Source organism: Streptomyces sp. NPDC031265, assembly GCF_055570295.1.
In genome coordinates this window covers 53,124-78,234 of sequence record NZ_JBVIHM010000034.1, presented here as the reverse complement: position 1 = coordinate 78,234, position 25,111 = coordinate 53,124, and the positions used below count along the sequence as shown (strand labels likewise).

Sequence of the window (25,111 nt, the reverse complement as noted above, 5' to 3'; positions counted from 1 at the left end):
CGCAGGATCCAGCTCCAGCCCCACCTGATCGACGGCTGCCTCACCGCGACCGGCCTGACTATCAACCCACCGACCCCACCCTGAAAACCTCAGTAACCGTTACCTCCGGCGAAAGGTCCGACCGAGGCGGCGAAGACGTCCCCGGCACGAGCCCATGAGGGAGGACCGAGCGCGAGTGCGACCCCTGACGATCAGGCTGCGACCTGATCGTCAGGGGTCGCGTCGTTCATCTCGCCGAATCAGAAACATCAGCTCTGCCTCCCGGCCGCTGCAATGCGAGCCGTCTATAGGAAGATTGGCACGGTGTCCACATGGGTCATGGCGGCGTCCTGCGGAACACGACCACCACAGGACGGCGTTGAAGCAATGAAGACGAGAGGATCGCAAAGGGATGCACGGTACTGGAGCGGAGGTCGACGGCGCGCGCGGGGTGTTCGCAGTGGACTCGACCGCCCCGGATTCCGCACCGCGGGGACTCGACGTTTTCCGGCGCGGGTGGCAGACGCAGGTCGGTGACGATGTCTTCCAACTGCCGGCCTTCAGCCCGGACACGATCGGTGACTTCCGGGTCAAGGGCAAGGTTGCCAAGGTGCATGGCGCGGCGATCGCCGATCTCCACGCCGCGTCGGCAACCCGGACCGCGGACGTCCCGGGCGGCGATCAGGATCTGGTTGCCATGTACGTCGTGCGGAGCGGCGCATGGACTCTGGGCGGCCCGTCCGGCTACGGCGACCAGACCGTGTCGGCCGGGCAGTTCCTCGTCCGGCACCTCGGGCGCCTGACGGCCTTCGAGACGACGGCGCACCTCACGGCGAAGTTCCTCGTCCTGCCCCCCGGCGAGCTCAAACCCCTGCTCGGGAACCGGGTCGTCACCGGGCCGGCGGACTCGGCCGAGGTGCGCTTGCTGACGGCCCTTGCAGACATGATCCACATGACCGTGGCCGACCTCGGCCCGGCCGGTGTGGCAGCTGCCCAAGGTACCCTGATCGAGCTGACCAAGGCGGTGGTGAAGGGCCGGTTCGACGACGTAGAGCCCCGGTTGGCTCCCGCGCTCACCCAGGCAGCCAAGGACCTCGCGGACCGTCGGCTCGCTGATCCCGAACTTTCTCCGGCGATGCTTGCGCGTGAACTCAACGTCTCCGTCCGCACGCTGCACCGGGCATTCGCCGCGGTGGGAGAGCAGGTGAGCACCTACATCCGCCACCGGCGACTGCATGAGGCCCGGCTCGCCCTTGTCTCGCCGTCAGGGCGCCTGAGCATTTCGGAACTCGCCGCACACTGGCAGTTCGCGGACGGCAGTCACTTCACCCGAGCCTTCAAGAAGCACTACGGTCAGACTCCCACCGAGTGCGCCCGCTCGACCGGACCGGCCTCGCTCTCGCCGAACCGGCACCCGCCGGGCCACGGGTCGGCCGATAGCGCGTGACCAGAGATACGGCTGCAGTTCAGCGGATGCCGCCGCCTCGTGTCCCAAGCAAGGCAGCGGGGCGCTGTGGGCGGCCTGGGCACCGGCTGGAGGCTCGACGACCTGCACCGCACGCGACCCGCCGACAACGAGGGCCGGGATGACTTGCCCGAACCGTCACGGCTTCGCCTGTGACTCCGACGGCTATCGCGTCACGGCTGCCAAGGGCAGCACAGTGCTCCGCACCTCGTCCTGGGACGTCAACGGAGCCCTGCCCACCATCGGCGCCGAGTACGACGGCAGAGGCCTTGAGTATCGCCACCTGGGGCCGCGTCATCAGAGGAAGGGCGCAGTCATGAACCCCGCCCAGCACGGAGCGGCCTTCGCAGCCGAAACCGCCGCATTCGTCGCCACGGTCACGGGAGCCGACCGTCCACCCCGCTGCCGACCTGCCCCGGCTGGACTCTCGGGGACCTCACGCGGCACGTCGGCAGCGAGCACCGGTGGTTCAGTGAGCTGCTTCGCCGGCGCATCCAGCAGCCGCCGACCAGGTTCGCCCACTCGGCCTTGAGCGATTTCCAACTTCTTGGTCCGTGACTGGTCCGGGGGAAGGTTCCGAAGTGGTCCGGAGGTCACGTATGGCTGCCGTTTGATTACCTTCTGCGCTTGGAGTCAATGTTGCCTGGAGAGGCAATGCCCGCTCCAGGCAACGGATTTCTGTTCTCTAGAAGAACCCAAGCTTCTTGGGTGAGTAACTGACTAAAACGTTCTTCGTCTGCTGGTAATGATCCAGCATCATCTTGTGGTTCTCCCGCCCGATCCCCGACTGCTTGTAGCCGCCGAAGGCGGCGTGTGCCGGGTAGGCGTGGTAGCAGTTCGTCCAGACGCGGCCCGCCTGGATCGCTCGGCCCGCGCGGTACGCCTGGCTGCCGTCGCGGGTCCAGACGCCGGCGCCGAGGCCGTACAGGGTGTCGTTCGCCGTGCGGATCGCGTCGTCGAAGTCCGTGAAGGACGTCACCGCGACCACCGGGCCGAAGATCTCCTCCTGGAAGATCCGCATGCGGTTGTCGCCCTCGAAGATCGTGGGCTGGACGTAGTAGCCACCTGCCAACTCGCCGTCGTACTCGATCCGCTGACCTCCTGTCAGGATCTTCGCGCCCTCCTGCTGGCCGATGTCCAGGTAGGACAGGATCTTCTGGAGCTGGTCGTTTGAGGCCTGGGCGCCGATCATCGTGTCCGTGTCCAGCGGGTGGCCCGCCACGATGGCCTCGGTGCGGGCGATGCCCGCCTCCAGGAACTCGCTGTAGTGGCCGCGCTGGATCAGTGCCCGGGACGGACACGTGCAGACCTCGCCCTGGTTGAGGGCGAACATCGTGAAGCCCTCCAGCGCCTTGTCGCGGAAGTCGTCGTCCGCCGACCAGACGTCGTCGAAGAAGATGTTCGGGGACTTGCCGCCGAGCTCCAGCGTCACCGGGCGGATGTTCTCCGACGCGTACTGCATGATCAGGCGGCCCGTCGTCGTCTCGCCGGTGAAGGCGATCTTCGCCACGCGCGGGCTCGACGCCAGGGGTTTGCCCGCCTCCACGCCGAAGCCGTTCACCACGTTCACCACGCCCGGCGGGATCAGGTCGGCCACCAGGCCCAGCCAGAGGTGTACGGACGCCGGGGTCTGCTCGGCGGGCTTGAGCACCACCGCGTTGCCCGCCGCGAGCGCCGGTGCCAGTTTCCATGTGGCCATCAGGATCGGGAAGTTCCACGGGATGATCTGGCCGACGACGCCGAGCGGCTCGTGGAAGTGGTACGCCACCGTGTCCTCGTCGACCTGGCTCAGCGAGCCCTCCTGCGCGCGGAGCACTCCCGCGAAGTAGCGGAAGTGGTCGATCGCCAGCGGGATGTCGGCCGCCAGCGTCTCGCGGACCGGCTTGCCGTTCTCCCAGCTCTCCGCGACCGCCAGCTCCTCCAGATGCGCCTCCATCCGGTCGGCGATCTTGTTGAGGATGTTGGCGCGCTCGGTCGGGGCGGTCCGGCCCCAGGCGGGAGCTGCCGCGTGGGCCGCGTCGAGGGCGCGCTCGACGTCCTCCGCCGTGCCGCGGGCGATCTCGGTGAAGGGGCGGCCGTTCACGGGGCTCGGGTTCTCGAAGTACTGGCCGCCGGCCGGCGGTATGTACTCCCCGCCGATGAAGTGGTCGTAGCGCGACTCGTACGAGACGATCGCGCCCTCGGTGCCGGGCGCTGCGTAACGGGTCATCTCCGTGGCCTCCCTCCGGCGCCGCCCGCCCTTGGGCGGCACTCGCAGCGGAGGCTAGGACCGTCGACGTTGCGGGCCCGTTGCGAGCCCCTGCGGCGGTCAGGTGCTTCCGGCGAACCCCGTCCCCTGCTCCGCATCCAGCTCCCGCACCCCCGCCCGCGCAGCCCCCCGCCCGCACTCCGCCAGCGCCTGCCACACCCTCACGTCCTCCCCGCCCCACGGGCTGCGTGCCCAGTCCGCAAGCAGTCCGGGGTCGCCGCGCTCGATCAGGGCCGCGCGCAGCTGTCCGGCGAGGCGGGACCGTATCCGTACCACGGCGGGCGCCTGCGAGGCGGGCAGCAAGGGGCCCGTGTACGCGCCCATCGCCGCCGCCACCGCGCCCGAGCCCAGGCGGCGGGCGACCATGTCGAAGTCGGTGTCGACCGGGAGGGTGAGGCGGTACGGGCGGGAGGACAGGAGGTCGGGGCCCAGCAGGCGGCGCAGTCGGGACAGTTCGGCGCGGACCGTCACCGGGGTCACCGACTCGTCCTCGTACAGGTCGACCAACAGCTGATCACCCGTCAGGCCCTCGGGGTGGCGGGCGAGAAGCACCACAAGCTCGCTGTGGCGGCGGCTGAGGCGGACCTTGCGCCCGGCGGCGACCAGCACCGCCTCGTCACGGCCGAGGGCGCTCAGCCCGATCGTGTCGCCGGTCGGCTGCGGGGCGTGCAGGGCGAGTTCCGCCTCCGCCGCACGTGCCACCGCCTGGACGAACGCGAGGCTGTGCGGATGCGCCAGGCCGTTGCCGCCGGTGATGTCCACCGCGCCGAGCAGCCGCCCCGTGCGCGGGTCGTGCAGCGGCGCCGCCGCGCACGTCCAGGGATGCACCGGGCGCCGGAAGTGCTCGGCGGAGAAGACCTGTACGGGCCGGTCCTCGGCCAGCGCCGTCCCCGGCGCGTTGGTGCCCACCGCCGACTCCGCCCACCGGGCGCCCGGCACGAAGTTCATCGCGCCCGCCTTGCGCCGGGCCCCCGGGTGGCCCTCGACCCACAGCAGCCGTCCCCGCACGTCGCACACGGCGACGAGATGCTCGCCGTCCTTCGCGTACGTGCCCATCAGCTCCCGGATCACCGGCATCACCCGGGCCAGGGGGTGCCCGTCCCGGTACGCGGCCAGCTCGTCCTCGCCCAGCTCCACACCGGCCGTGCCGTCCGGGTTCACCCGGGCCCGGGCCGAGCGCCGCCAGGACGCGGCCACCAGCGGGCGTACGGGCCGGACCACCCGCCCGGCCGAGGTGAACGCCTCATGGGCGCGGCGCAGCTCGCCGGTCCGCTCGGCGGGGTCGGCCCCGGCCTCCAGGGCGACCCAGGACTCGTTCCGCGTATCGGTCAACTGGGCCTCCGGGCGGGCGGGGCGGACGGGGACCGGTCCATCGTCGGCCCGCCGGGCGCACCCGGCAAGGCACCCCGCACGCCCTCGGCGCATCCGCGGCAACGCAACCCGTATGCCGGTCAGCGAATCCCCGTGCGCTCAGGCGAAGTTGACCAGCCGGATGTAGCGCACCCAGTCCCAGTTCGGCCCCGGGTCGGTGTGGTCGGTGCCGGGGACCTGGTAATGGCCGATAATGTGCTCCCGGTCCTTGGAGATGCCGTGCCGGTCGCAGATCGAGGCGGTCAGCCGCGCCGACTCCTCGTACAGCGCGTCGGTGAAGTAGGCGGGCTGGTCCACCCACCCCTCGTGCTCGATGCCGACGCTGCGGGTGTTGTAGTCCCAGTTGCCCGCGTGCCAGGCGATGTCCTGTTCTCGCACCATCTGCGCCACATAGCCGTCGGCGGACCGCACCACATAGTGCGCGGACACCTTCTTCGCCGGGTTCTGGAAGATCCCGAGCGTGTTGCCGAACGTCTCCTGGGTGACGTGGATGACCACCCGTTCGAACGGATACGTGAAGGGGCGCTGGGAAGCGGTGTAGTTGGCGGTCGAGGCGGGGACCCAGTGCGCGCCCGGGTAGTCGGTGTCGGCGGCGGCCTCGGCACGCGTCGCGGGGAAGAGCGCGCCCGCGGCCACGCTGGCGGCGGCGCCCTGGAGGAGTCTTCGGCGGTCCACGGGTAACGAGCTCCTGTATGTCGTGTCGTGTGTGCGTCGTGTCGCTTGTGCGTCGATACGTCACGTTCAACCGGCAAGAACGTCGCCGAGATTACGGTACGGGGAGGTGTACGAGGGTGGAAGGGCCGCAGCTGCGCGCGGCGGCGGCCGGGGCGCGGAACGGCGCGCTGCCACGGCCGGGGTGGCTCCGGCGAGCGCCGCGACTGACCGACTTTGGCGTAAATTCCGGCCAGGGATCGCTAGATGAACCGTTTCGGCCCGACTCTGGAGGCTATGGCCACGCCGCCCGTACCTCCGCGCCCACCCGGGCCGCTGTCCTCGCCGGGCGGGGGCTTCGGTCCCCCCGCCTGGCAGCCCCCGACGCCGCCGCCGTCACCCCCGGGCCCGCCGGCCGGGGGAGGTCGCCGGGGCGTCTTGATACTGCTCGCGGTCGTGGTGGCCGCCGCGGCCGTCGTCGCCATCGTGCTGGTGGTGAACGGCAGCGGCGACGGGGCCGACGGCAGGCCGACGAAGACCCCGACGAGCAAGGGGGCCCCGACGCCGTCACTGAGCCTTCCGAGCGGGATCCCGACGGAGCTGCCCTCCGAACTCCCCACGAGCCTTCCGTCCAACCTTCCGTCAGGACTCCCCACGGAAGTGCCGAGCGGCTTCCCGAGCGACCTGCCCAGCGACCTGCCGGACCTGCCCACCGAGTTTCCCGGCGGCATACTCCCGTCGGCGGCGAACGACCCCGGCGACGACCTGCCGTTCTACGAGCTCAGGGCGGGTGGGACACCGGGCCACGGGGCGCCTCCCAGGACATAGGCACCGCGCCCCCACCACCGCACCCCTTACCGCTCCAGCGCCGCTCCCGGATCCGGGTCGGCTGGACCCGCCGGGACCCACGCCCCGCGCTCCTTGCGGTACGGCCACCACCGGCCGTCCCGTCCGAGCCGCAGCTGTGCGCCGCCCCCGACCACCGTCCAGCGGTTCGCGCCGGACACGCGCAGTACGGGCCGTTCCTCGTCCTGCCAGGCCCGCGCGAGCGCGTCCCGGGCCCGGGTCAGGGCCTCCGGCCCAGGGGTCCACTCCTCCTCCAATACGGAGAGGGAGGCGGCGCCCCCGTACCGCCACGCTCGTACGGCGAGGTCCAGCTCGGCCGGCCGCCGTCCGGAACCGGCCGCAAGGCGGCCCGTGATCCGCCTGTCCTCACAGTCCGCCGCCAGACGTACGGCGTCCTGATTCTGCGTCAGGTCAGACGGCGGCGACTGGTGTTCATGGCCCGGCGCGAGCGCCTCCGCCAGCATCTCGCGCGCCCGCCGCGCCGCGTCCGCCGCCAGGAACTCCAGCGCCGCGGGATCGACGCCGGGTTCGGGGGCGGCCTCCGTGTCGAGGTGCGGCGGCGCCCCCGCCTCGGCCGGTACCTCGGGCTCCCCGGGCAGCGGTGGCACGATGTCCCGCGCCGCGAAGACCTCGGCGGCCGGGACCCCGGCCGGAACATCCGGTTCCGCAGACCGGGGCGCCGCGCTTCGTTCAGCCAGCTCCGTCAGCAGCGCCCGCTCACCCCGGCCCCGCATGAGCAGCAGGACGAACGGATCCTGGTCGAGGAGGCGCGCCACCTGGTAGCAGAGCGCCGCCGTGTGCGGGCAGTGGTCCCACGCCTCGCAGGTGCACTCGGGTTCCAGGTCGCCTATGCCCGGCAGGAGTTCCACTCCGGCCGTCGCCGCGTCCTCCACCAGGTGCGGAGGCATGTCGCGGTCGAGGAGCGCCGCGATGTGCCCCGCCCGCTCCACCGCCATGCCGAGGAAACGGTCCCAGTCGTCCTCGGAAAGCCGCTGCCACACCACGTCGCCGCGGTGGGAGGTGCCGTCCCGGTCGCGCACGACGGCGGTGATCCGCCCGGGCCGTACCGACACCGCCCCGACCGCGCCCTCGCGCGCGTAGCGGCGGCCCGTCTTCAGCTGCTGGCCGTCGAGCGCCGTGTCCTCAAGGGCCTTGAGCCACGCCTGGCCCCACCACGTCCGTGCGAAACCGTGCCCGTGCGCGGGCGGCAGCGCCGCGAAGGTGCGCTCCTCGGGAGCACGGCCGTCCTCGGCGTGGTCCCCGTACATCCGCTCCTCCGAGAGATCCCCGTACTCGCTCATCGCCCGCTCCCTCGCAGTGCCACCAGATCCGCCAGATCGGCGTCGGACAGTTCCGTCAGCGCCGCCTCGGCCGACTCGCCGGTGCCGAGGACCGCGTCCGCCAGCTCCCGCTTGCGCGTCAGCATCTCGGCGATGCGGTCCTCGATCGTCCCCTCAGCGATCAGCCGGTGGACCTGCACCGGCTGCGTCTGGCCGATGCGGTACGCACGGTCGGTGGCCTGCGCCTCGACGGCCGGGTTCCACCAGCGGTCGTAGTGCACGACATGGCCCGCCCGAGTGAGGTTCAGACCGGTGCCCGCCGCCTTCAACGACAGGAGGAACACCGGGACTTCACCGTCCTGGAAGCGCCGCACCATCCGCTCGCGCTGCTCCACGGGCGTACCGCCGTGTAGGAACTGCGTGGCGACTCCGCGCGCGGCCAGATGCCGCTCGATGAGCCGCGCCATCTGTACGTACTGGGTGAAGACCAGCACCGCACCATCCTCGGAGAGGATGGTGTCCAGGAGTTCGTCGAGCAGCTCCAGCTTGCCGGAGCGGTCCGCGATGCGCGGCTGCTCCTCCTTGAGGTACTGCGCGGGGTGGTTGCAGATCTGCTTCAGCGCGGTGAGCAGCTTCACCACGAGCCCGCGCCGCTCGAAGCCGTCGGCGCCCGCAATCTCCGCGAGGGTCTCGCGCACCACCGCCTCGTAGAGCCCCGTCTGCTCCTTGGTGAGCGAGACGGCCCGGTCGGTCTCCGTCTTGGGCGGCAGCTCGGGCGCGATGCCCGGGTCGGACTTGCGGCGCCGCAGCAGGAACGGGCGGACCAGACGGGACAGCCGCTCGGCCGCCGCCGGGTCCTTGCCGCCTTCGACGGCCTCTGCGTACTTGGTACGGAACGTACCGAGGCGGCCGAGCAGCCCCGGTGTCGTCCAGTCGAGGATCGCCCACAGCTCGGAGAGGTTGTTCTCGACCGGCGTTCCGGTGAGCGCCACGCGCGCGCGGGCGCCGATGGTGCGCAACTGCCGGGCGGTCGCCGAGTACGGGTTCTTGATGTGCTGGGCCTCGTCCGTGACGACCATGCCCCACGCCACTTCGCCGAGCTTCGCGGCGTCGAGCCGCATCGTCCCGTACGTGGTGAGGACGAACTCCCCGTCCGCGAGGCCCTCCAGGCGCCGCGCGGAGCCGTGGAAACGACGCACGGGCGTGCCCGGCGCGAACTTCTCGATCTCCCGCTGCCAGTTGCCCATCAGGGACGTCGGACAGACCACGAGCGTGGGGCCGGCGGTCGCCGGGCTGCTCTGGCGGTGCAGGTGCAGGGCGATGAGGGTGATCGTCTTGCCGAGGCCCATGTCGTCGGCGAGGCACCCGCCGAGGCCGAGCGACGTCATGTCGGCCAGCCAGTTGAGGCCCCGTAGCTGGTAGTCGCGCAACCGCGCGGCGAGCGCGGCGGGCTGCTCCACGGCGTCCTGGCGCGCGCCCTCGGGGTCGGCGAGGCGGTCGCGCAGGCCCGTGAGCCAGCCCGACGCCTCGACGTCGACCCGGCGTCCGTCGACCTCCGTCGAGCCGGTCAGGACGGCGCCGAGCGCGTCGACCGGGGTCACCTTGCGGTCCTGTGCCGCGCGGGCGCGGCGGACCTCCTCGGGGTCGATCAGGACCCACTGGTCGCGCAGCCGCACCACCGGGCGGCCGGCCTCGGCAAGTTGGTCCAGCTCCGCGCGCGTGAGCTGCGTGTCGCCGAGCGCGAACCACCACTCGAAGGCGAGCAGGGCGTCCGCGGAGAGCGTGGACGGGGCCGCGGACTGCGTACTGTCCGGCCGCGCTTCGGACGAGCTCCGCTGCGCGGCCTCCTGTACGGGTACGGGCCCGATCACCGCGCGCGTGGTGAACTTTCGCGCGAGGTCCTTGGGCCAGTGCACCTGGACGCCGATCGCGGCGAGCGTGCGCGCGGCCCCGCCGAGCAGCTCGCCCACCTCCTCGTCGGCCAGCTCGATCGCGTCCGGCACGGCCGCCGAGAGCAGCGGCGCGAGCGGCGCCCACGCGCGCGTGGCGCGACGCAGCGCAAGGAGCGCGTCCATCCGCGCGTGCGGACCGAACGCCCCGGCGGCGGGCCCGGACTCACCCCACACCTCGGCCGCGTCCGCCACCAGAGCGGGGTCACTCACGCTGTGCAGCTGGAGCACGGCCCGGAAGGCCGGCCCTGCCGCGTCCGGGTCCGCCGACTCCAGACCGGGCAGTTCGACGCGGAGCGAGATGCGCACGCCCGCGTCGTGCCCGGCGGCCACCTCCGCGGCCCAGGCGCGCTGTCCGGGCAGCCGCTGGGGCGGGTCCGCCGCGAAGGCGGGGGAGCCGGTCGCCAGGGCGGCGGCGGGTGTGCGCGGCAGCCCGTCCGCGACCGCGTCGAGGAACTGCCGTACCAGCACCTCGGGTTCGGGCAGCAGCAACGTCTCGCCACCGGCGTCGAGCGGCACCGCGTGCGCCTCGGGCGGCATCGAGGCCGCCAGCTCACGGACGCGCCCCAGCTCGTCGGCGCCCAGCGGCCCGATCCGCCACGCGTCGTGGTCGGTGGCGGTGAGCCCGGGCAACAGCAGGCCGCGCGCGGCGAGTTGCAGCGCGCGGAGCGTGGCCGTACCCCAGAAGGCGGCGGCCCGCGAGGCGTCGGCGCGGGGCCGGGCCCTGGTCAGGACGGGCAGCGCGTCACGTACGGGCAGAACAGCCGCACGCACCGCGTACGGCTCGGCGTCGGCCCCCACCACCGTCAGCTCCTCGGCAGGCTCCTCGGCGCGGCCGGAGAAGGCCTGCGGGGCCGTGCCGTCGGTGTGCCAGAACGCGATGCGGCCGAGGCGGGCGGGGGCGGCGGGCAGGAAGGTGACGTGGCAGCGGGCGAGTTCATCGATCTCGGAGGGTGTGGGGGCGGGAAGCCTGTGTACGGCGATGACACATTCCTCAAACTTGACTACTGCGGTTCCGGAATCGCCGAGGGTACACCGGGCGAAGTGCTGCCGGGCGGATGCGCGCCGTGATCTGGCTCACTCGACGCGCGCGTGGGGCGCGCCTCGCTCGCTCGGGGTGGCGTCAGCACCACCATGACCTCGGGACAGGCCCCCGCCCGGTCCGGGTGGTGGCGCCATAGCGGCCAGGAGCCCCGGATTCGTACGTTTCATGAGGTCAGCGCAGGTGACTGCGGCAGACCAGCGACCGGAGACCGACCATGCCCCAGGCCATTGCGAACGCCGAGAGCGGCGCGAGCGCCACCCTGCTCGCGCCACCGCGCCCCACCGGACGGGGCAGCGAATTCGCACCGCTCCTGAAGGCGGTCAAGGGGCACGGGCTGCTGGAGCGGCGCACCGGCTGGTACGCGCGGGGCATCGCCGTCAACCTTCTCGCCCTCGCCGCGACCGTGACCGTGATGGCGCTCACCGGAGACACCTGGTGGACCCTGCTGTACGCCGTGCCGCTCGCGGTGTTCTGGGCCCGGACCGCGTTCTTCGGCCACGACGCGGGCCACGCCCAGATAACCCGCAGCCGCCGCGCGGGCCGGGCCGTCGGCCTGCTCCACAGCAATCTGCTGCTCGGTATGAGTTATGCCTGGTGGAACGACAAGCACAACCGCCACCACGCCAACCCCAACCACGTCGACAAGGACCCGGACGTCGGCGTCGGCGCGCTCGTGTGGACCGAGAAGCAGGCCGAGCGCCGCGAGGGGTTCGCACGCTGGCTCACCCGTAACCAGGCCCGGCTGTTCTTCCCGATGCTGCTGCTCGAAGGCATCGCCCTGAAGGTGTACGGATTCCAGGACCTGCGCAGGCAGCCCCGGCGGGAACGAGCCGTCGAGGGCACGCTCCTCGTGGTACACCTCGCCGCCTACACGGGCCTTCTGCTGACCGTGCTGTCGCCGGGCAAGGCGCTGGTCTTCGCGCTGCTGCACCACGCCCTCTTCGGACTCCACCTGGGTATGACCTTCGCACCCAACCACAAGGGCATGGAGATGCCCGACGCCGACGACGACGGCTGGGGCCATCTGCGCCGCCAGGTCCTCACCTCGCGCAACGTGCGCGGCGGACCGCTCACCGACTGGTTCCTCGGCGGACTGAACTACCAGATCGAGCACCATCTCTTCCCGAACGTACCCCGGCCCCACCTGCGGCTCGTCCAGCCGCTGGTCCGCGCCCACTGCCGGGCCGTCGGCATCCCGTACGCCGAGACCTCCTTGATCGACTCCTACCGGCAGGCCCTGCGGCACATGCACGCCGTCGGAGCGCCGCTGCGCCGGGGTGCGGCCGTGTAGCTGACGCAAGGGGGAATCGGAGCGCGGAATCGGGGCACGGACGCGGGGCCCTGTCGCACCGCTGCCGCATAGTGGAAACAGACGGCCGGCGTGCCGCGCGGAAGTGGACGCGGGGCCGGGAACCGGAGGACGCGGCCACGCGTTCCCTGGACAGAGAGCGGCGGCAGCAGCGGCCGCGAAGGAGGCGACGGACATGTCGAAGCGCGCGATGATCGCCGCCGGTGGAGTAGTGGTGGGACTCGTCCTGATCCCGCTGATCGGATTCCTGCCGGCGTTGCTGGTGCTCATAGGGGTGCCCGTCGTGGCCTATCTGTTGCTGGACCCGAGCCAGCGCCGCAGGCTGCGCCACATCACCCGCAAGGAACTGCGCTGACGGTGGCTCTGGGCCTGGCCAGGCTCCGGCCTGTTGCGGTTACGGCTCCGGCCTGGCCTCGGCGTGCAGCCCTTCAGTCGTCGAGGCCGCTCCCGGACACCGGCTCGCCCGCGTAGTAGTCCCGCATCAGCTCCGTGGACCACTCCGGCTGGACCGTCTCGCCGCGTGGGCCGAACTCCGCCATGTACGGCTTGATGTCGAGCACCGGGGTGCCGTCCACCGCGTCCAGGCCGGTGACGTGTATGTCCAGCCCTTCCACCTTCACCACACGGCAGCGCGAGACGCCGAGCCGGTTCGGGCGGTTCTTGCCGCGCTGGGCGAAGATCCCGACCAGCGGCCAGTCGGGGTTGCCGCGCGGACGGCGCGCGCCCGACTCGATCTTCTCGGGTGCCACCCGGTCGAAGTGGTACACGACCTCCAGATGGGAGAAGTCCGTCAGGCCGAACAGCGCCTCAGGGCCGAACTGTTCGGCGTCGATTTGGATCACCGCCGACTCACCGCCCCAGTGATCGTCGGCCACTTCGGCCCGCCCGCCGACCACCCGCCCCACCGCCCGGCACACCACTTCCGCGCCGCGCGCGTGGGCTCCAACGTCCGCCATGTGCTTCCTCCCGTACCCGATCCGCATCCGAGGGCCGGCTCCGTATGCGATTCGAGGCTGCCCTTGCAACAGTGGTGCCTTGCCGCCCGCCCGAAATCGCATTGCCCATCGATCGACAGGCTGCCAGGATCGTACGCATGATGATCCGAAAGGAGGCCTCACGATCCCACGGTGATCGTTGATGGCCCATTCCACTCCGCCCCAGCCGCTGACCCCCGAGTGGATCAGCGCCCACTTCGACTCCCTGCCGTTCCCGGCCCGGATGCCCGCCCTCGCGCGCTACGCGCGAACGCTCGCCCCGGACGCGTACGCCACCCTGCACCGCGCCCTCGACGCCGGTGACGAGGACGAACGGCACACCGGACTCTTCCTCGCCGTCGCCCGCCGCGACCTCGACACCGTGGTCGCAGCACTCGACGACCCCGTGCTGCGCCGCCGGGCGCTCGCCGCGGCCATCAGGCTCCCGGTGCCGGAAGAGCCGCTCGCCGCCCTCGCGTTGAGCGACATCCGCGCGGTGCGCCACTCCGCGTACCGCGTACTGCGGCTCAGCCGCCGTCGCCGCCTCGCCGATCGGCTCCTGCCCGAGGTGTACGAACGCCACGGCGCCCAGGAAGCGGCCCGGCTGCTCAGCGCCTGCTCACCCGGGACAGTCGCCCGCTGGCTGCCCCGGACGGATGTCCCGCCAGGGGTGCTGTCCACCCTCGCCCGTACCGCGCCGGCCGCCGTCGCGGCCCTGCTGATCAAGGAGTACGGCGAACGGGCCGACGGTCCGTACGCCTACCGCTATGCGCAGGGCAGGAAGCTCGTCGCCACCGTCGTCGCGGAACGCGACGCGGCGGCGGGCCTGTCTATGCTGCGCGACGCGCCCCGCCTCATCGGGGAACGCGCGGCTGTCGCACTCCTGCGACGCCCCGCCGAACTCCTCGACGTCCTGCGGGGCATCCGCGCACTCTCGCCTGTCCCGCTGAGGGAGGAGGCCGGACCCTTCGAACTGACCGTACCGGCGGGCCCCTTGGGCCGGGCGGCCGTCGCCGCGCTCCGCGCCCTCCCTGCGCCCGACCTCGTCGAACTGGCCACTCGTTGCCGCGCCACGGGCAGCCATATGCGCGCACCGGGACGGCAGGAGGTGGCCGCCGACCCCCTGCTCGCGCTGCTGCCCCCGGCCGAACGGCGGCGGCTCGTCGCCGAACGGGCAGGCGGCGACACGGGACACCGGGTCCCGCTGGTCGCCCTCGCCGCCCTCGAACCGGCCGACCGCGCCGAGTTCAGTGACGCATGCCTTGAGCGCTGGAAGCGACGCCCGGTCCATCTCATCGCCGTGGCCGTCGGCCTGCCTCTCGCGGACGCCGAACCGATCCTGCGAGAACAAGCCTCCCAGCATCGGATCCACCAGCGAGTGTTCGCGTGGCCCGCGCTGCTGGCATGCGCCGAACTCAGGGGAGATCCGGACGAGTTCTCCCGCATCGCACTGAGCTGCGAACGGGCCTGGCACGACCAGGAGGAGGTGCGCCGCTGTACGCTGCAACAACTGGCGGGAACCGCCGCGCGCCTGCTGGCCGCCCTACCCGAACAGGTCCTCCGGGACGCCACACTGACGGCCGTCCAGTCCCGCGACTCCAAGGCGGAGACCCTCGCCGCCGCCGCGTCGCTGCTGCGCCGCACGGCGGAGAGCGCCGCCGCGCGCGGAGACCGGGAGCGCGCGGCGACCGCCGCCCTGCTCCTCTGCCAGGTCGTCACCGACCCGCGTCACCGCGGCTCGTCTCGCCCGCTGCGCGTGGATCTGGCCTCGGCACGTCATATCTGGGAGACGGCATCCTCGTCTGAGCCGGCACAGCCGGCATCACCCGAGGACCCCGCTCTTCGGATCGTGCTGGCCGAACTGCTCGCGTCGCACCTCACCGAACTGCCGGACGCCGACGCCCTGATGCGCCGGACCGCGCTCACGGACGACGACCCTCGGGCCGCCGCCCGCGCGGCCGCCGTATGGGTGGCCCCGGTTGGTATGCGGGAGGACCGCTCTGCCCAACTGATCGCGGCGGACCCGTCGTTCGCCGCCGTACCCGAGGTGCTGACGACGATCACCGAACGTCGCACCGATCTGCTCGCACCCGTCCTCGCGGCCGTGCAAGCGGGCGACGGGCGGGGGCTGCGCGGCAGGATCCGGCCACGAGGCGGGGCATGGGTGCCCCGGCCGAGAGCCGGAGCCTCCGGACGCTGGCGGCCGAAAGAACGCCAGGAGTGGTACGAGGCGCTTGCGGTGGTCGCCACCGACGAGCGGGCGCCGATGCGCGTCCGCGCCGACGCGGCGGCCCACCTCCGGTCACCCGCCCACCTCCACCCCCTTGCCGAGCATGCACTCCAACCGGTCTCGGCCGCTGCCCTCACCGCCCTCGGTGAGACCGGTCCGGCCACGCCGGAGTTCCTGGTCACACTGCTGCGGCACGCCGGAACCGGTGGCGTGCGCGGCCGCGCGGCCGTCGCCTCCCTGCGTCGTCTCCTGGCCGAGGCTCCCGACGGCCAAGCGATCGCGCTACTCACTCCTCTTCTCAACTCACCGTCGATGCCGGTTGGTTCCCGAAAGGAGGCGGCCCGTACGCTCGGGGTTCTGGGTGGGGAGGGCGTCGGCGCGGCACTGATCGAGGCGTGGGACCAGCCGCACCAGCACCGGGACGTACGGGCCGCGATCGCCCCCTTCCTGCTTCGGCTCGCGGGCCGGGACGGCATCGGCCGCCGGCTGTTGGAGGGTGTGCGCGAACCGGCCGTCCGGGATGCGGCCATCACGCGGTCCGTGGCGTCCGCCGCGTACATCGCCTTCCTCGCGCGCGTGGTCCGCGAGGGCGACGACGACAGCGCCGCCGCGGCCTGCGCCACTCTGGCCGGGCAGATTGTGGGGGAGAGTCCCGTCATGCGGGACGCGGCCCACGCGCTGGGGGAGGCCGCGGTTGCGGAGGGGCGGCCGTCGAAGGTGTGGCATGCGGCGGTCGCGGCGATTGCGGGGATGACCTCAATCGCCGAGGGCGCCGGGGGCGTCGAGGCTGCCGTGGTCGCTGAGGCGGCTGAGGCGGCTGAGGCCGCTGGGGCCGCTGAGGTCGCGATGGGGCGCCCGTCGAGTGATGTTCTGGGGTGTGTCCTCAGCGTTCTCGTGGAAAAGGCGACGGCGAGTTCGAACACGGAGCACGTGAGGCGGCGAGACGCCCTGCGGCGGCTCGAAGGGTGCGCGACCGCGGTCAGTTCGGGCTACGGCTCGTACGTGGAGGTGCGCCGCGCCGACGCACTGGCGACAGCTCTGGAGGATGCCGGGCTGCTGCGCGAGGCCGCGCGCCTCGCCCTGGATGCGGCGTGGGCCGCACTCCGGCGTGGCGACCCGGCGCCCGAACGGTGGGCGAAGGCGCTGCGGCTGGTCGCGGACCATCCCGGTCGGCTGCCGGACCTGAGCGGGTTCAGCCTCGGAGCCACACCTGTCCGCCATGCCGAGACCACGCTCCGCACAGCCCGCATGCTGCGTGAACGCGGCACACCATCCGCCGGACTGCTTGCGGAAGTCCTCGTACGGGCATCGGGGGCGCGTACGGGTTGGGACGCGGCATGGCGCGCCGAACTGTCCGCGCTCCGCCGCCATCCCGACCCCGATACGGCGATGGCGGCGCTGCTGACCGAGCCTGTTGGGGGTGGGTGAGGGGAGCGGGCCGGGGGCGGGCTGAGACGGCCGGGGGGCGGCTTTGGGTGCGCGGGTGTGGCTCAGGACGGCCGTACGGCGATCGCGTCCAAGGCTTCCAGGAGCTCCGGCAACTTGGGTCCGCGCCCCACCGGCGTCACCTCGCCCGGCTCGTCGTCCAGCAGCACGAACGCGATGTCGTCGGTCCTGGCGACGATCGACCACCCAGGGCCATCGGCCCGCAACATACGCGCCCCGCCCGGCGCGAAGCTCGACCGGACACGCCCGAGCGGGGGAGGGGAGTCGAGGTACTGGCGTACCTCGTCGAGAACTCGCTCTACGCGCGCGTTGAGGATGCCGGTGGCGGCGGAGGCGTCGGCATCTGGCTCCTCCGAGGTCTCGGAAGCCGACGGTTCGGCAGAGTCCGATTCGGCAGCTTCCGGTACGGAATCCGCAGGGTCATTCGATTCTGCGGACGCCGTCGGCTCCGCGTCCTCGCCGCCGCCGTCGCTGCCGCCCTCGCCCTCATCCTCGCCGTCGGCTATCTGGCCGCGCCACATCGCCCACTGGAGGGCGACTTCGTCGGCGCCGAGACGCCGTTGCGCGGAGCCCCACACGCTCGTGTCGGGTGGCGAGAGCGGCGGCCGCATCGTGCCGTCTTCGTCCGGCTCGGGCTCGGGGTCGTGCGGCGGCGCCACTCCGGGCGCGGCGACGGCGAGTTCCAACGGCCAGCCCGGCAGCGCGGCCACCACAGTACGCTCGTCCGGAGACAAGTCGTACTCCATCCCGCAGTCCCACGACGCGATCGCCACCGCGACCAGCGACACGTCGTGGATGATCACGGTCCAACGGGCGCCGCTCCCGTCCTGGCCGAGGACCAGGCCGTAGCCACCCGGGTACGGTTCGAGGTCGAGGGCTGCACACGCCTCCGGGAAGTCGTCACCGAGCACGCTGGGGAATTGCGCGGGCGTGAGCAACACCGCCGTGAGCACATACAGCGCGTCGTCATCGACCGCGTCGGCTGCGGCTGTGGCAGTCGCGGCCTCGTCCGTCCCGGTCACGGAACCCTCCCCTTCGGATCGCTCGTCGGCGCACCATAACCAGTCGGTAACCCGATCGTCGAGGGTTTGCTGCACCGGAGGACGCTGCGAAGGAAACCGATGGGACCGGGCAAGGTGAGAGGTCAGGCGCGGCGCGCGGAGAGATCGGGTGACATCGGAGGGGATGGGGCGAGATCGCGTGGAATCAGCCCAGATCGCGTGCCCTGATCGTGCACCGACCCAGCCGGTACGGGGTCAGGCGGCCGGCAACCCCATGAGCGAGCGTGCAACGGCCTGTGGCGACTCGTCGCGCTCCCGCGCCAGCGCGATGAGCGCCCGGCACGCCAGCTCCCGCACCCCGAAGGACATCGCCTCCGGCGACACCCACCCGACCGCCTCGTCGAGCGCCTCCTGGTCGTCGTCCGCGCAGGCCGCGACGTAGGTGGCGGCGGCCTCGAAGATGTTGTGCTGTCGCACGGGCTCGCGCCGTTCCGGCTTCCGGAATTTGCCGAACATACGAAACATCCGGACCGCCTTCCCTGCGGGTGCGCTCGCCTGGTGCGAATCAACGTGCCTTTCTCAAGCTAGAGTTGACGACCTGGTGACAGATAGGGGTCGGAGCGGGTCGGTTGACGTGAACCGTCGGCGAGTGCCGTGCCGTGAGCGGCTTACGAGCGGTTCGAGCCGCGCGACCTCGTTGTGCCGGTCACATCGGTCGTGTCGGTCGTGGCGCCCGGCTCGGGTGATCCAAGCGACCGGAGCGTGGCACGCAGCCACTTCAACTCCGCCGCACTCGTGGCCCGGGCCACGGTAAGAATCCCCTGCCGGAAAGGGTCGTCCAACTCCTCGGCCCTGAGCGGACGTTCGCCCTCGTAGAAGAAGCTCGCGGGCTCCTCGAGGAAGCGTAGTCGTCGCCACAGCACCTCGGCCTGCCGGGCGGGCTCGGGCAAGTGCCGCAGAAACGCGAGCAGCGTGAACCACCGGTTCTCGTCCGTGATCTCCACCTGCTCGGGTTCCGCGAGCCGCCGCACCAGCTCCGCCCTGCCCTCGGCGGTGAGGGTGAGCGTGTGGCGGGGCGCCGCCACCGCACCGGGCTGAGTCTCCCGCGCCAGCAGCCTTGCCTTCTCCAACCGCTTGATCGCCGGGTAGAGCGTGCTCTCGGCGACAGGTCGTACGTGTCCGGTCAGCGCGGTGATCCGTTTGCGCAGCTCATAGCCGTGCAGCGGCGCTTCGTACAGAAATCCCAGGATGGCGAGCTCAAGCATGACCGCATTCTGCCGCATGAGCGCTGTACATCGATGTCGCTATACATCCAGACCGATGTATAGTCAGCGCGCCGAAGCAAGCCTTGGAAGCGCCGGGCAGGCGCAAGCAGAACGGGGGACGGAACCGTGCGACAGACGGCATTCGACAAGCAGGGCAGCCAGATCCGCTGGACCGAGTCGGAGGGACTGCCTGATTCGGAGGAACTGTCTGAGGCAGTACGGCTCGACGCGGCCCGACCGGAGGCGGGCCGCGGCGAACGCAGCCCGAACGCCGCCAAACCGCCACTCGTCTACGTACACGGCCTCGGCTCGGCATCAACCGTCTACCACGCCCACGTCGCCGCCGACCCCCGCCTCGCCGCCCGCAGGCAACTGTTCGTAGACCTGCCCGGCCACGGCATCAGCGACCGCCCGGCCGACTTCGGCTACAGCCTGGAGGAGCACGCCGACGCCCTCGCCGACGCCCTCGACGCGGCGGGCGCCGCCGGAGCCGACATCGCCGGGCACAGCATGGGCGGCGCCGTGGCCATCGTGCTCGCCGCCCGCCGCCCCGACCTCGTGTCCCGCCTCGTCCTCACCGAGGCCAATCTCGACCCCCACCCCACCCCGACGGCCGGGAGCAGCGGCATCGCCACATACGCCGAGGACGACTTCGTCCACGGCGGCGGCTTCGCGGCCGTCCTCGACCGCATCGGCCCGCTGTGGGCGGCGACGATGAGGCTCGCCGACCCCCTCGCGCTGCACCGCACCGCCCTCGGCCTGGTACGCGGCACCCAGCCCACCATGCGCCACCTCCTGATGGGCCTGCCGATCGACCGCACCTACCTGGTAGGCGACGTCGATAACGACCTCCCCGGCCGCGAAGAACTCACCGCCTCGGGCGTCCACGTAGAGGTCGTACCGAACGCCGGCCACAACATCATGTTCGACAACCCCCAGGCTTTCATCTGTGCGGTGGCAGGCGGCAACAGCCCGGCGGCGGGCCACCACCAGCCCTGACCGGAACCGTCAGGCAAGGGGAGGGGGCCCCTTCCCCCTCCCCCCACCCCCGTCACCCCTCCCGCACAGCAATCGCAAGAAAACGCGCGTCCTCGTCCACGTACGACACCATCCGCCAGCCCGCCCCCGCGAGCAGCGGCCGCAACTGCGGCTCCGCCCGGAGGTCGTCCGGTGTGATCTGCCGCCCCTGGCGTGCGGCAAGGGCCGCGCGTCCGATGGGGTGGAAGAGCGCCAACTGCCCACCCGGCCGCACCACCCGCGCCAACTCCCGGAGATTCGCCCCCGGTTCCGGAAGGTGTGAGATCAGGCCAGCCCCGAACACCGCATCCAGCCCTCCGGTCCGAAGCGGCAGCCTGGCCACATCGCCCAGGGCCAGCCACCCGGCCCGGCCGCGCCCGGCCCGTACCGCCGCTTCCAGCATCTCGGGCGTCAGGTCGAGGCCGAGCACCGTGCCCCCGGGTCCCACCGCGTCCCGGAGCGGCGGCAGCGCACGGCCCGTCCCGCACCCGGCGTCGAGTACGGAGGCTCCGGATTGCAGCCCGAGCTCCGCGACCGCGGCCGCGTACGCCGGCCCGTCGTCCGGAAAGCGGCTGTCCCAGTCCGCTGCCCGAGCCCCGAAGAATTCCTGAACGTGTGTGTGGTCATCGGCCATCTGGCCATGATCCCTCACCGGCTCGAACGGTCCACCGCTGACTCGTCTGGCTGAGACGAGTCCTCGGTGCGCACGTTCGAACGCGGCGCGATCGTTCAGAGGCCCAGTCATGTCAATTTTCAACAGCTTTCGAAATGCGCCCCAGTCGTGCGCCCCCGGCCGGACTACCGTCCCGGGGCCATGGGACACCTGGACCACGCCGCCTTCGGCTGGCTTACCCCCGTGCTGTCGTACGCGATGGCCTGTATCGGCGCTGCCCTCGGGCTGCGCTGCACCGTCAGGGCGCTCTCGGCGACCGGCCGCTCCCGCCGCAACTGGCTTGTCACGGCAGCGTCCGCGATCGGCACCGGCATCTGGACCATGCACTTCGTGGCGATGCTCGGCTTCGCCGTCACCGGCACGGACATTCACTACAACGTGCCACTCACCCTCCTCAGCCTCCTCGTCGCGATGCTCGTCGTCGGCGCCGGGGTCTTCGCCGTCGGCTACGGCAAGGACCGCACCCGGGCGCTACTACTGGGGGGCCTCACCACCGGACTCGGCGTCGCCAGCATGCACTACCTCGGCATGGCGGCCCTGCAACTGCACGGCCAGGTCCACTACGACCCCGCGCTCGTAGGTCTTTCCGTGCTCATCGCGGTCGTCGCCGCCACTGCAGCCCTATGGGCCGGACTCAACATCAAGTCGCCTGCCGCTGTTGCCGTCGCAGCCCTGGTCATGGGCGCGGCCGTGAGCAGCATGCACTACACCGGCATGATCGCCGTGAGTGTGCACGTCACCCCGTCCGGCGCAGATCTGCCCGGAGCGACTGCCATGCAGTTCATCTTCCCCCTCGCGGTCGGTCTTGGCTCCTACCTCTTCATCACCTCTGCCTTCGTCGCGCTCTCGCCCACCGCCGGTGAGCGCAGCGCCTACCGCTCTGCCGAACTCACGGATGTGGACGCGCCTTTGGCATCCCCTCGCGACGCGATCGCCCCCTGACCGCATTCGCGTCTCTGGCCCCGTTCACCCCTCGCCCATCCACTCTCCACAACGACCGTCCATGGCCCGAAGTTCCGCTCGCAGAACAGCCGTTCCCAGATTTTTTGCAGAACCGTTCCCGTAAGCGAGGCGAACCGTGCGCACACCCCGCAAGGCCCCGGGCGCCGCCCCCCGGCCGCTCCCCCCGTCACCCCCACCCGCACGCGGCCGACGCGCGCACGCCGGGCCGCCCGCTGCTGAGGACCACTCCTCAGGGGCTGACCGGATCGAGGGTCCATGGGCGTATGAGCGAATGGTTCGCGCTCGCACGGAACCAGGGGAGCCGGGGGAGTCAGGGGCGCGCGGTCGGCTCCGCCCGACGACCGTCCGGGCGAAGATCGTGTCTCTGCTGATGGTTCCGATCGTCTCGCTGCTGGCCCTCTGGGGATTCGCCACCGTCACGACCGCGCAGGACGTCTCGGCCCTGCGCCAGCTGCGCCGCGTCGACGAGCAGGTGCGTACACCCGTGGCCGCAGCGGTCGCTGAGGTCCAGGCCGAACGGCGTGCGGCGGTACGGTACTTGTCCTCCCCGGCCGGCGACCGTGCGGCCGCGCTCACTCAACAGGCCAAGCGCACCGACGGCGCGCTCGCCCAGCTCCGCCTCGGTGACAAGAACACCGTCGCGGACGACGGCGACCTTCCAGGCGACGCGGCCGACCGGCTGCGGCAGTTCGTGTCCCGCGCCCAGCAACTGCCGGCCCTGCGGGCGAACGCCCTCGGCCGGAAGGCGGACTGGGATGCCGCCTACCAGCAGTACACCGACACCATCGCTCTCGCCTACGACGTAGCCGGTGCGCTCACCGGTATCAAGGACGGCTCACTCGGCTCCGACGCGCGCGTGGTCCACGAGTTCAGCCGCGCGGCGGAGATGCTCGCCCGTGAGGACGCCCTGCTCAGCTCGGCCCAGCTCGCGCGCACGTTCACCCTTCCCCATCACACCGCATTCGCCGGTGCCGTCGACTCGCGCCGCACCCTCACCGACGCTGCCACAGCCGACCTGAGCGGCGCGGAACGCTCCGCCTGGCGCACCCTGAGCGGGCAGCCCACGTACGCCGCGCTCCGTGCAGCCGAGGACAAGGTGCTGACCGCGGCGCCCGGACGCGACGCGGCCCAGGTCGTACCGGAGGCCGCCTGGGACGACGCGCTCACCACTGTTCAGAAGGGCATGCGCGACATCGAGTCCGGTGCCGTGAGCGATGTCGTGGCCCGCGCCGATCCGTTCGCCCGAGGCCTGCTCACCCCGGCCGGGGCGGCCGTCCTCTTCGGGCTGGTGGCTGTGGCCGCGTCCCTGGTCATCTCTGTCCGGATCGGCCGCGGTCTCGTCGTCGAACTGGTCAGCCTGCGCAACACGGCACTGGAGATCGCCCGGCGCAAACTCCCCGCCGCCATGGGTCGGTTGCGGGCGGGCGAAGACATCGACGTCGAGGCCGAAGCGCCCAGGGGCCCGGCGTCCGAGGACGAGATCGGCCAGGTCGGGGAGGCGCTCGGCACGGTACACCGGGCCGCGCTGGCCGCCGCCGTGGAACGCGCCGAACTCGCCAGCGGCATCTCGGGGGTCTTCGTCAACCTCGCCCGCCGCAGTCAGGTTCTCGTCCACAGACAGCTCAACCTACTCGACAGCATGGAACGCCGTGCCGAAGACCCGGGGGAGCTGGGCGACCTGTTCCGCCTCGACCACCTCACCACCCGGATGCGCCGCCACGCGGAGAGCCTCATCATCCTGTCCGGGGCCGCCCCCGGGCGCGCCTGGAGCGTGCCCGTTCCGCTCACGAGCGTCGTTCGGGCAGCGGTGTCCGAAGTCGAGGACTACGCGCGCGTAGAGGTGCGCCGGCTTCCCGAGGCGGCAGTCACCGGAGGCGCCGTCGCCGACCTCACCCATCTGCTGGCCGAACTCGTCGAGAACGCGGCGCAGTTCTCGCCGCCCCACACCAAGGTGCGCGTCAGCGGCGAACCCGTCGGCAACGGCTACGCCCTGGAGGTCGAGGACCGGGGCCTGGGTATGGGCAGAAAGAGCCTCGACGAGGCGAACCACCGGATCGAGTACTCCGAAACCGTCCACCTCTTCGACACCGACCGCCTCGGCCTCTTCGTGGTCAGCCGACTTGCCGCACGGCACGGCATCAAGGTCCAACTGCGCACCTCGCCGTACGGCGGCACCACTGCCGTCGTCCTTCTGCCCACGGCGCTGCTGGACAGCGCCATCACCGCCGTCGCGCGACAGGCAACGCCCTCCGGCCCCGACGCAGAGCGGGCACCGCTTGCCAGGTCGGGCGCAGAGTGCGACGACCGAGCGCCCACTGGGGCGCGACAAGAACAACGCAGGACGCTCGCCCCAGCCCCGGCCCCAGCCCCGGCCCCGGCCCCGGCCCCTCGGCCCGAAGGGACAGACGACGATCGCCCTGAGAGCCCCAGCACGACTGTCTCCACCGCGCCGACTGCGGTACGCCCCGCCCTCGTCGCCCAGCCCGGTACTCCACCTACGCGCGCGACGACCGTGCCCGCGACGGCTCCCGCGCCGCCGCCCGGTGTGGCCACGCTGCGTCATCGGGCCCGGACTGTCGCTCCCGACAGCGCTCATGGGGACGGACTTCCGCGCCGCGTACGACAGGCGAGTCTCGCCCCCCAACTGCGCGAAGCCCCCACCGAGGAGCCTCTGACCGACGAAGCCGCCGACACACGCACTCCGGAGGTGGTCCGGGACCGTATGACCGCGTACATGGGCGGCTGGGCCCGTGGCGGCGCCTCCCATGGAGGTGTCTCCCGTGTCGGCGCGGCCCAAGGCACGACCTCTCGCGCCCCTGAGGTCGGTGCTGACACCGATCGCACCACCACCGGCTCTTCCGCCGCCGAAGACGCCTGCGGCGACGACCACACGAGCGAAGGAGACCACGCATGATCGACCACCAGAGGCTCGACTCCCCGGTTCGCGCCGGGGAAGTCGACTGGCTGCTCGACGACCTGGTCCTGCGGGTCGGAGAAGTCCGGCACGCCGTCGTACTGTCCAACGACGGACTGGCCGTCGGCGCGTCCAACGGCCTCAGCCGCGAGGACGCCGAGCATCTCGCGGCCGTCGCCTCGGGGTTCCACAGTCTCGCCAAGGGAGCCGGACGCCACTTCCACACCGGAGGTGTGCGACAGACGTTGGTCGAGATGGACGAAGGGTTCCTCTTCGTCGCCGCGGCGGGGGACGGTTCCTGCCTCGCCGTGCTGAGCAGTCTCACCTCGGACATCGGGCTCATCGCCTACGAGATGGCCCGTCTCGTCAGGCGTGTCGGCGAGCATCTGCACACCCCGCCCCGGCACACCCCGCCCCGGCACACCCCGCCCCGGCACATCCCGCCCCGGCACACCGCGCGGCCTCCGGCCGCTGGTTGACCGGAC

General features: G+C 71.8%; 20 protein-coding genes. 10 read left to right on the top strand and 10 right to left on the bottom strand.

The features are described 5' to 3' along the window. The first annotated feature begins 439 nt into the window (after positions 1-439). Both ACZ499_RS34840 and ACZ499_RS34835 read left to right on the top strand, forming a co-directional pair. Positions 440-1,426 (top strand): helix-turn-helix domain-containing protein, encoded by a 987-nt coding sequence (locus tag ACZ499_RS34840; protein WP_030296791.1) that lies wholly within the window; start codon positions 440-442, stop codon positions 1,424-1,426. A gap of 381 nt (positions 1,427-1,807) precedes the next feature. Beyond that, entirely contained in the window at positions 1,808-2,002 is a 195-nt protein-coding gene (locus ACZ499_RS34835) for a maleylpyruvate isomerase N-terminal domain-containing protein (RefSeq protein ID WP_266631643.1), read from the top strand. A 127-nt stretch (positions 2,003-2,129) separates the two neighbouring features. Here the strand turns inward: ACZ499_RS34835 and exaC are convergent, their stop codons facing one another. The 3 genes from exaC to ACZ499_RS34820 form a co-directional block, all read right to left on the bottom strand. Then, complete coding sequence (gene exaC / locus ACZ499_RS34830; RefSeq protein WP_468680530.1) at positions 2,130-3,653, bottom strand: acetaldehyde dehydrogenase ExaC; 1,524 nt, start codon at positions 3,651-3,653, stop codon at positions 2,130-2,132. Positions 3,654-3,752: 99 nt separating this feature from the next. Next, positions 3,753-5,024, bottom strand: coding sequence for a GAF domain-containing protein (locus ACZ499_RS34825; RefSeq protein ID WP_468680528.1), 1,272 nt, complete (start codon positions 5,022-5,024; stop codon positions 3,753-3,755). 138 nt (positions 5,025-5,162) lie between these two features. Then, on the bottom strand, positions 5,163-5,738 hold the full coding sequence (locus ACZ499_RS34820; protein WP_468680526.1) for an N-acetylmuramoyl-L-alanine amidase: 576 nt from the start codon (positions 5,736-5,738) through the stop codon (positions 5,163-5,165). A 414-nt stretch (positions 5,739-6,152) separates the two neighbouring features. Between ACZ499_RS34820 and ACZ499_RS34815 the strand changes: the two genes are divergently transcribed. Beyond that, positions 6,153-6,542 (top strand): hypothetical protein, encoded by a 390-nt coding sequence (locus ACZ499_RS34815; protein WP_468680524.1) that lies wholly within the window; start codon positions 6,153-6,155, stop codon positions 6,540-6,542. 26 nt (positions 6,543-6,568) lie between these two features. Here the strand turns inward: ACZ499_RS34815 and ACZ499_RS34810 are convergent, their stop codons facing one another. Continuing rightward, positions 6,569-7,861, bottom strand: a complete 1,293-nt coding sequence (locus tag ACZ499_RS34810; RefSeq protein WP_468680522.1) for an SWIM zinc finger family protein — start codon at positions 7,859-7,861, stop codon at positions 6,569-6,571. Beyond that, complete coding sequence (locus tag ACZ499_RS34805) at positions 7,858-10,773, bottom strand: DEAD/DEAH box helicase (protein WP_468680535.1); 2,916 nt, start codon at positions 10,771-10,773, stop codon at positions 7,858-7,860. The genes ACZ499_RS34810 and ACZ499_RS34805 overlap by 4 nt, the downstream gene beginning before the upstream one ends. Before the next feature lie 275 nt (positions 10,774-11,048). Between ACZ499_RS34805 and ACZ499_RS34800 the strand changes: the two genes are divergently transcribed. Then, on the top strand, positions 11,049-12,125 hold the full coding sequence (locus ACZ499_RS34800; RefSeq protein WP_468680520.1) for a fatty acid desaturase family protein: 1,077 nt from the start codon (positions 11,049-11,051) through the stop codon (positions 12,123-12,125). Between the two features lie 193 nt (positions 12,126-12,318). Continuing rightward, positions 12,319-12,498, top strand: coding sequence for a hypothetical protein (locus tag ACZ499_RS34795; RefSeq protein WP_468402487.1), 180 nt, complete (start codon positions 12,319-12,321; stop codon positions 12,496-12,498). Positions 12,499-12,571: 73 nt separating this feature from the next. Here the strand turns inward: ACZ499_RS34795 and ACZ499_RS34790 are convergent, their stop codons facing one another. Further along, entirely contained in the window at positions 12,572-13,099 is a 528-nt protein-coding gene (locus tag ACZ499_RS34790; RefSeq protein ID WP_468680517.1) for an SAM-dependent methyltransferase, read from the bottom strand. 181 nt (positions 13,100-13,280) lie between these two features. On the opposite strand from ACZ499_RS34790, the gene ACZ499_RS34785 reads away from it, so the two are divergent. After that, complete coding sequence (locus ACZ499_RS34785) at positions 13,281-16,775, top strand: hypothetical protein (protein ID WP_468680515.1); 3,495 nt, start codon at positions 13,281-13,283, stop codon at positions 16,773-16,775. Between the two features lie 62 nt (positions 16,776-16,837). Here ACZ499_RS34785 and ACZ499_RS34780 read toward each other — a convergent pair whose 3' ends face one another. From ACZ499_RS34780 to ACZ499_RS34770, 3 genes are all read right to left on the bottom strand, one after another. Next, positions 16,838-17,815: a hypothetical protein gene (locus tag ACZ499_RS34780; RefSeq protein WP_468680513.1), complete on the bottom strand. Its 978-nt coding sequence runs from the start codon at positions 17,813-17,815 to the stop codon at positions 16,838-16,840. A gap of 234 nt (positions 17,816-18,049) precedes the next feature. Beyond that, positions 18,050-18,319: a hypothetical protein gene (locus ACZ499_RS34775; protein ID WP_468680511.1), complete on the bottom strand. Its 270-nt coding sequence runs from the start codon at positions 18,317-18,319 to the stop codon at positions 18,050-18,052. Positions 18,320-18,462: 143 nt separating this feature from the next. Further along, a complete protein-coding gene (locus ACZ499_RS34770) occupies positions 18,463-19,059 on the bottom strand; it encodes a PadR family transcriptional regulator (protein WP_468680509.1) in 597 nt (198 codons plus the stop codon). A gap of 126 nt (positions 19,060-19,185) precedes the next feature. On the opposite strand from ACZ499_RS34770, the gene ACZ499_RS34765 reads away from it, so the two are divergent. Continuing rightward, positions 19,186-20,058 carry an alpha/beta fold hydrolase gene (locus ACZ499_RS34765; RefSeq protein ID WP_468680507.1) on the top strand — a complete coding sequence of 291 codons (873 nt, stop codon included), beginning with the start codon at positions 19,186-19,188 and terminating at the stop codon, positions 20,056-20,058. Between the two features lie 52 nt (positions 20,059-20,110). Here the strand turns inward: ACZ499_RS34765 and ACZ499_RS34760 are convergent, their stop codons facing one another. Continuing rightward, on the bottom strand, positions 20,111-20,710 hold the full coding sequence (locus ACZ499_RS34760) for a class I SAM-dependent methyltransferase (protein ID WP_468680505.1): 600 nt from the start codon (positions 20,708-20,710) through the stop codon (positions 20,111-20,113). A 180-nt stretch (positions 20,711-20,890) separates the two neighbouring features. Here ACZ499_RS34760 and ACZ499_RS34755 point away from each other — a divergent pair, with 180 nt between their 5' ends. The 3 genes from ACZ499_RS34755 (at position 20,891) to ACZ499_RS34745 (ending at position 25,105) form a co-directional block, all read left to right on the top strand. Beyond that, on the top strand, positions 20,891-21,691 hold the full coding sequence (locus ACZ499_RS34755; protein WP_468680503.1) for an MHYT domain-containing protein: 801 nt from the start codon (positions 20,891-20,893) through the stop codon (positions 21,689-21,691). A gap of 136 nt (positions 21,692-21,827) precedes the next feature. After that, a complete protein-coding gene (locus ACZ499_RS34750; protein ID WP_468680501.1) occupies positions 21,828-24,626 on the top strand; it encodes a sensor histidine kinase in 2,799 nt (932 codons plus the stop codon). Further along, complete coding sequence (locus ACZ499_RS34745) at positions 24,623-25,105, top strand: roadblock/LC7 domain-containing protein (RefSeq protein ID WP_468680499.1); 483 nt, start codon at positions 24,623-24,625, stop codon at positions 25,103-25,105. The genes ACZ499_RS34750 and ACZ499_RS34745 overlap by 4 nt, the downstream gene beginning before the upstream one ends. Positions 25,106-25,111 lie beyond the last annotated feature (6 nt).

Coding starts and splice junctions, on each gene's coding strand:
- exaC (WP_468680530.1), bottom strand. CDS start 3,653: ATGACCCGTTACGCAGCGCCCGGCACCGAGGGCGCGATCGTCTCGTAC.
- ACZ499_RS34810 (WP_468680522.1), bottom strand. CDS start 7,861: ATGAGCGAGTACGGGGATCTCTCGGAGGAGCGGATGTACGGGGACCAC.
- ACZ499_RS34800 (WP_468680520.1), top strand. CDS start 11,049: ATGCCCCAGGCCATTGCGAACGCCGAGAGCGGCGCGAGCGCCACCCTG.
- ACZ499_RS34795 (WP_468402487.1), top strand. CDS start 12,319: ATGTCGAAGCGCGCGATGATCGCCGCCGGTGGAGTAGTGGTGGGACTC.
- ACZ499_RS34790 (WP_468680517.1), bottom strand. CDS start 13,099: ATGGCGGACGTTGGAGCCCACGCGCGCGGCGCGGAAGTGGTGTGCCGG.
- ACZ499_RS34785 (WP_468680515.1), top strand. CDS start 13,281: ATGGCCCATTCCACTCCGCCCCAGCCGCTGACCCCCGAGTGGATCAGC.
- ACZ499_RS34775 (WP_468680511.1), bottom strand. CDS start 18,319: ATGTTTCGTATGTTCGGCAAATTCCGGAAGCCGGAACGGCGCGAGCCC.
- ACZ499_RS34770 (WP_468680509.1), bottom strand. CDS start 19,059: ATGCTTGAGCTCGCCATCCTGGGATTTCTGTACGAAGCGCCGCTGCAC.
- ACZ499_RS34760 (WP_468680505.1), bottom strand. CDS start 20,710: ATGGCCGATGACCACACACACGTTCAGGAATTCTTCGGGGCTCGGGCA.
- ACZ499_RS34755 (WP_468680503.1), top strand. CDS start 20,891: ATGGGACACCTGGACCACGCCGCCTTCGGCTGGCTTACCCCCGTGCTG.
- ACZ499_RS34745 (WP_468680499.1), top strand. CDS start 24,623: ATGATCGACCACCAGAGGCTCGACTCCCCGGTTCGCGCCGGGGAAGTC.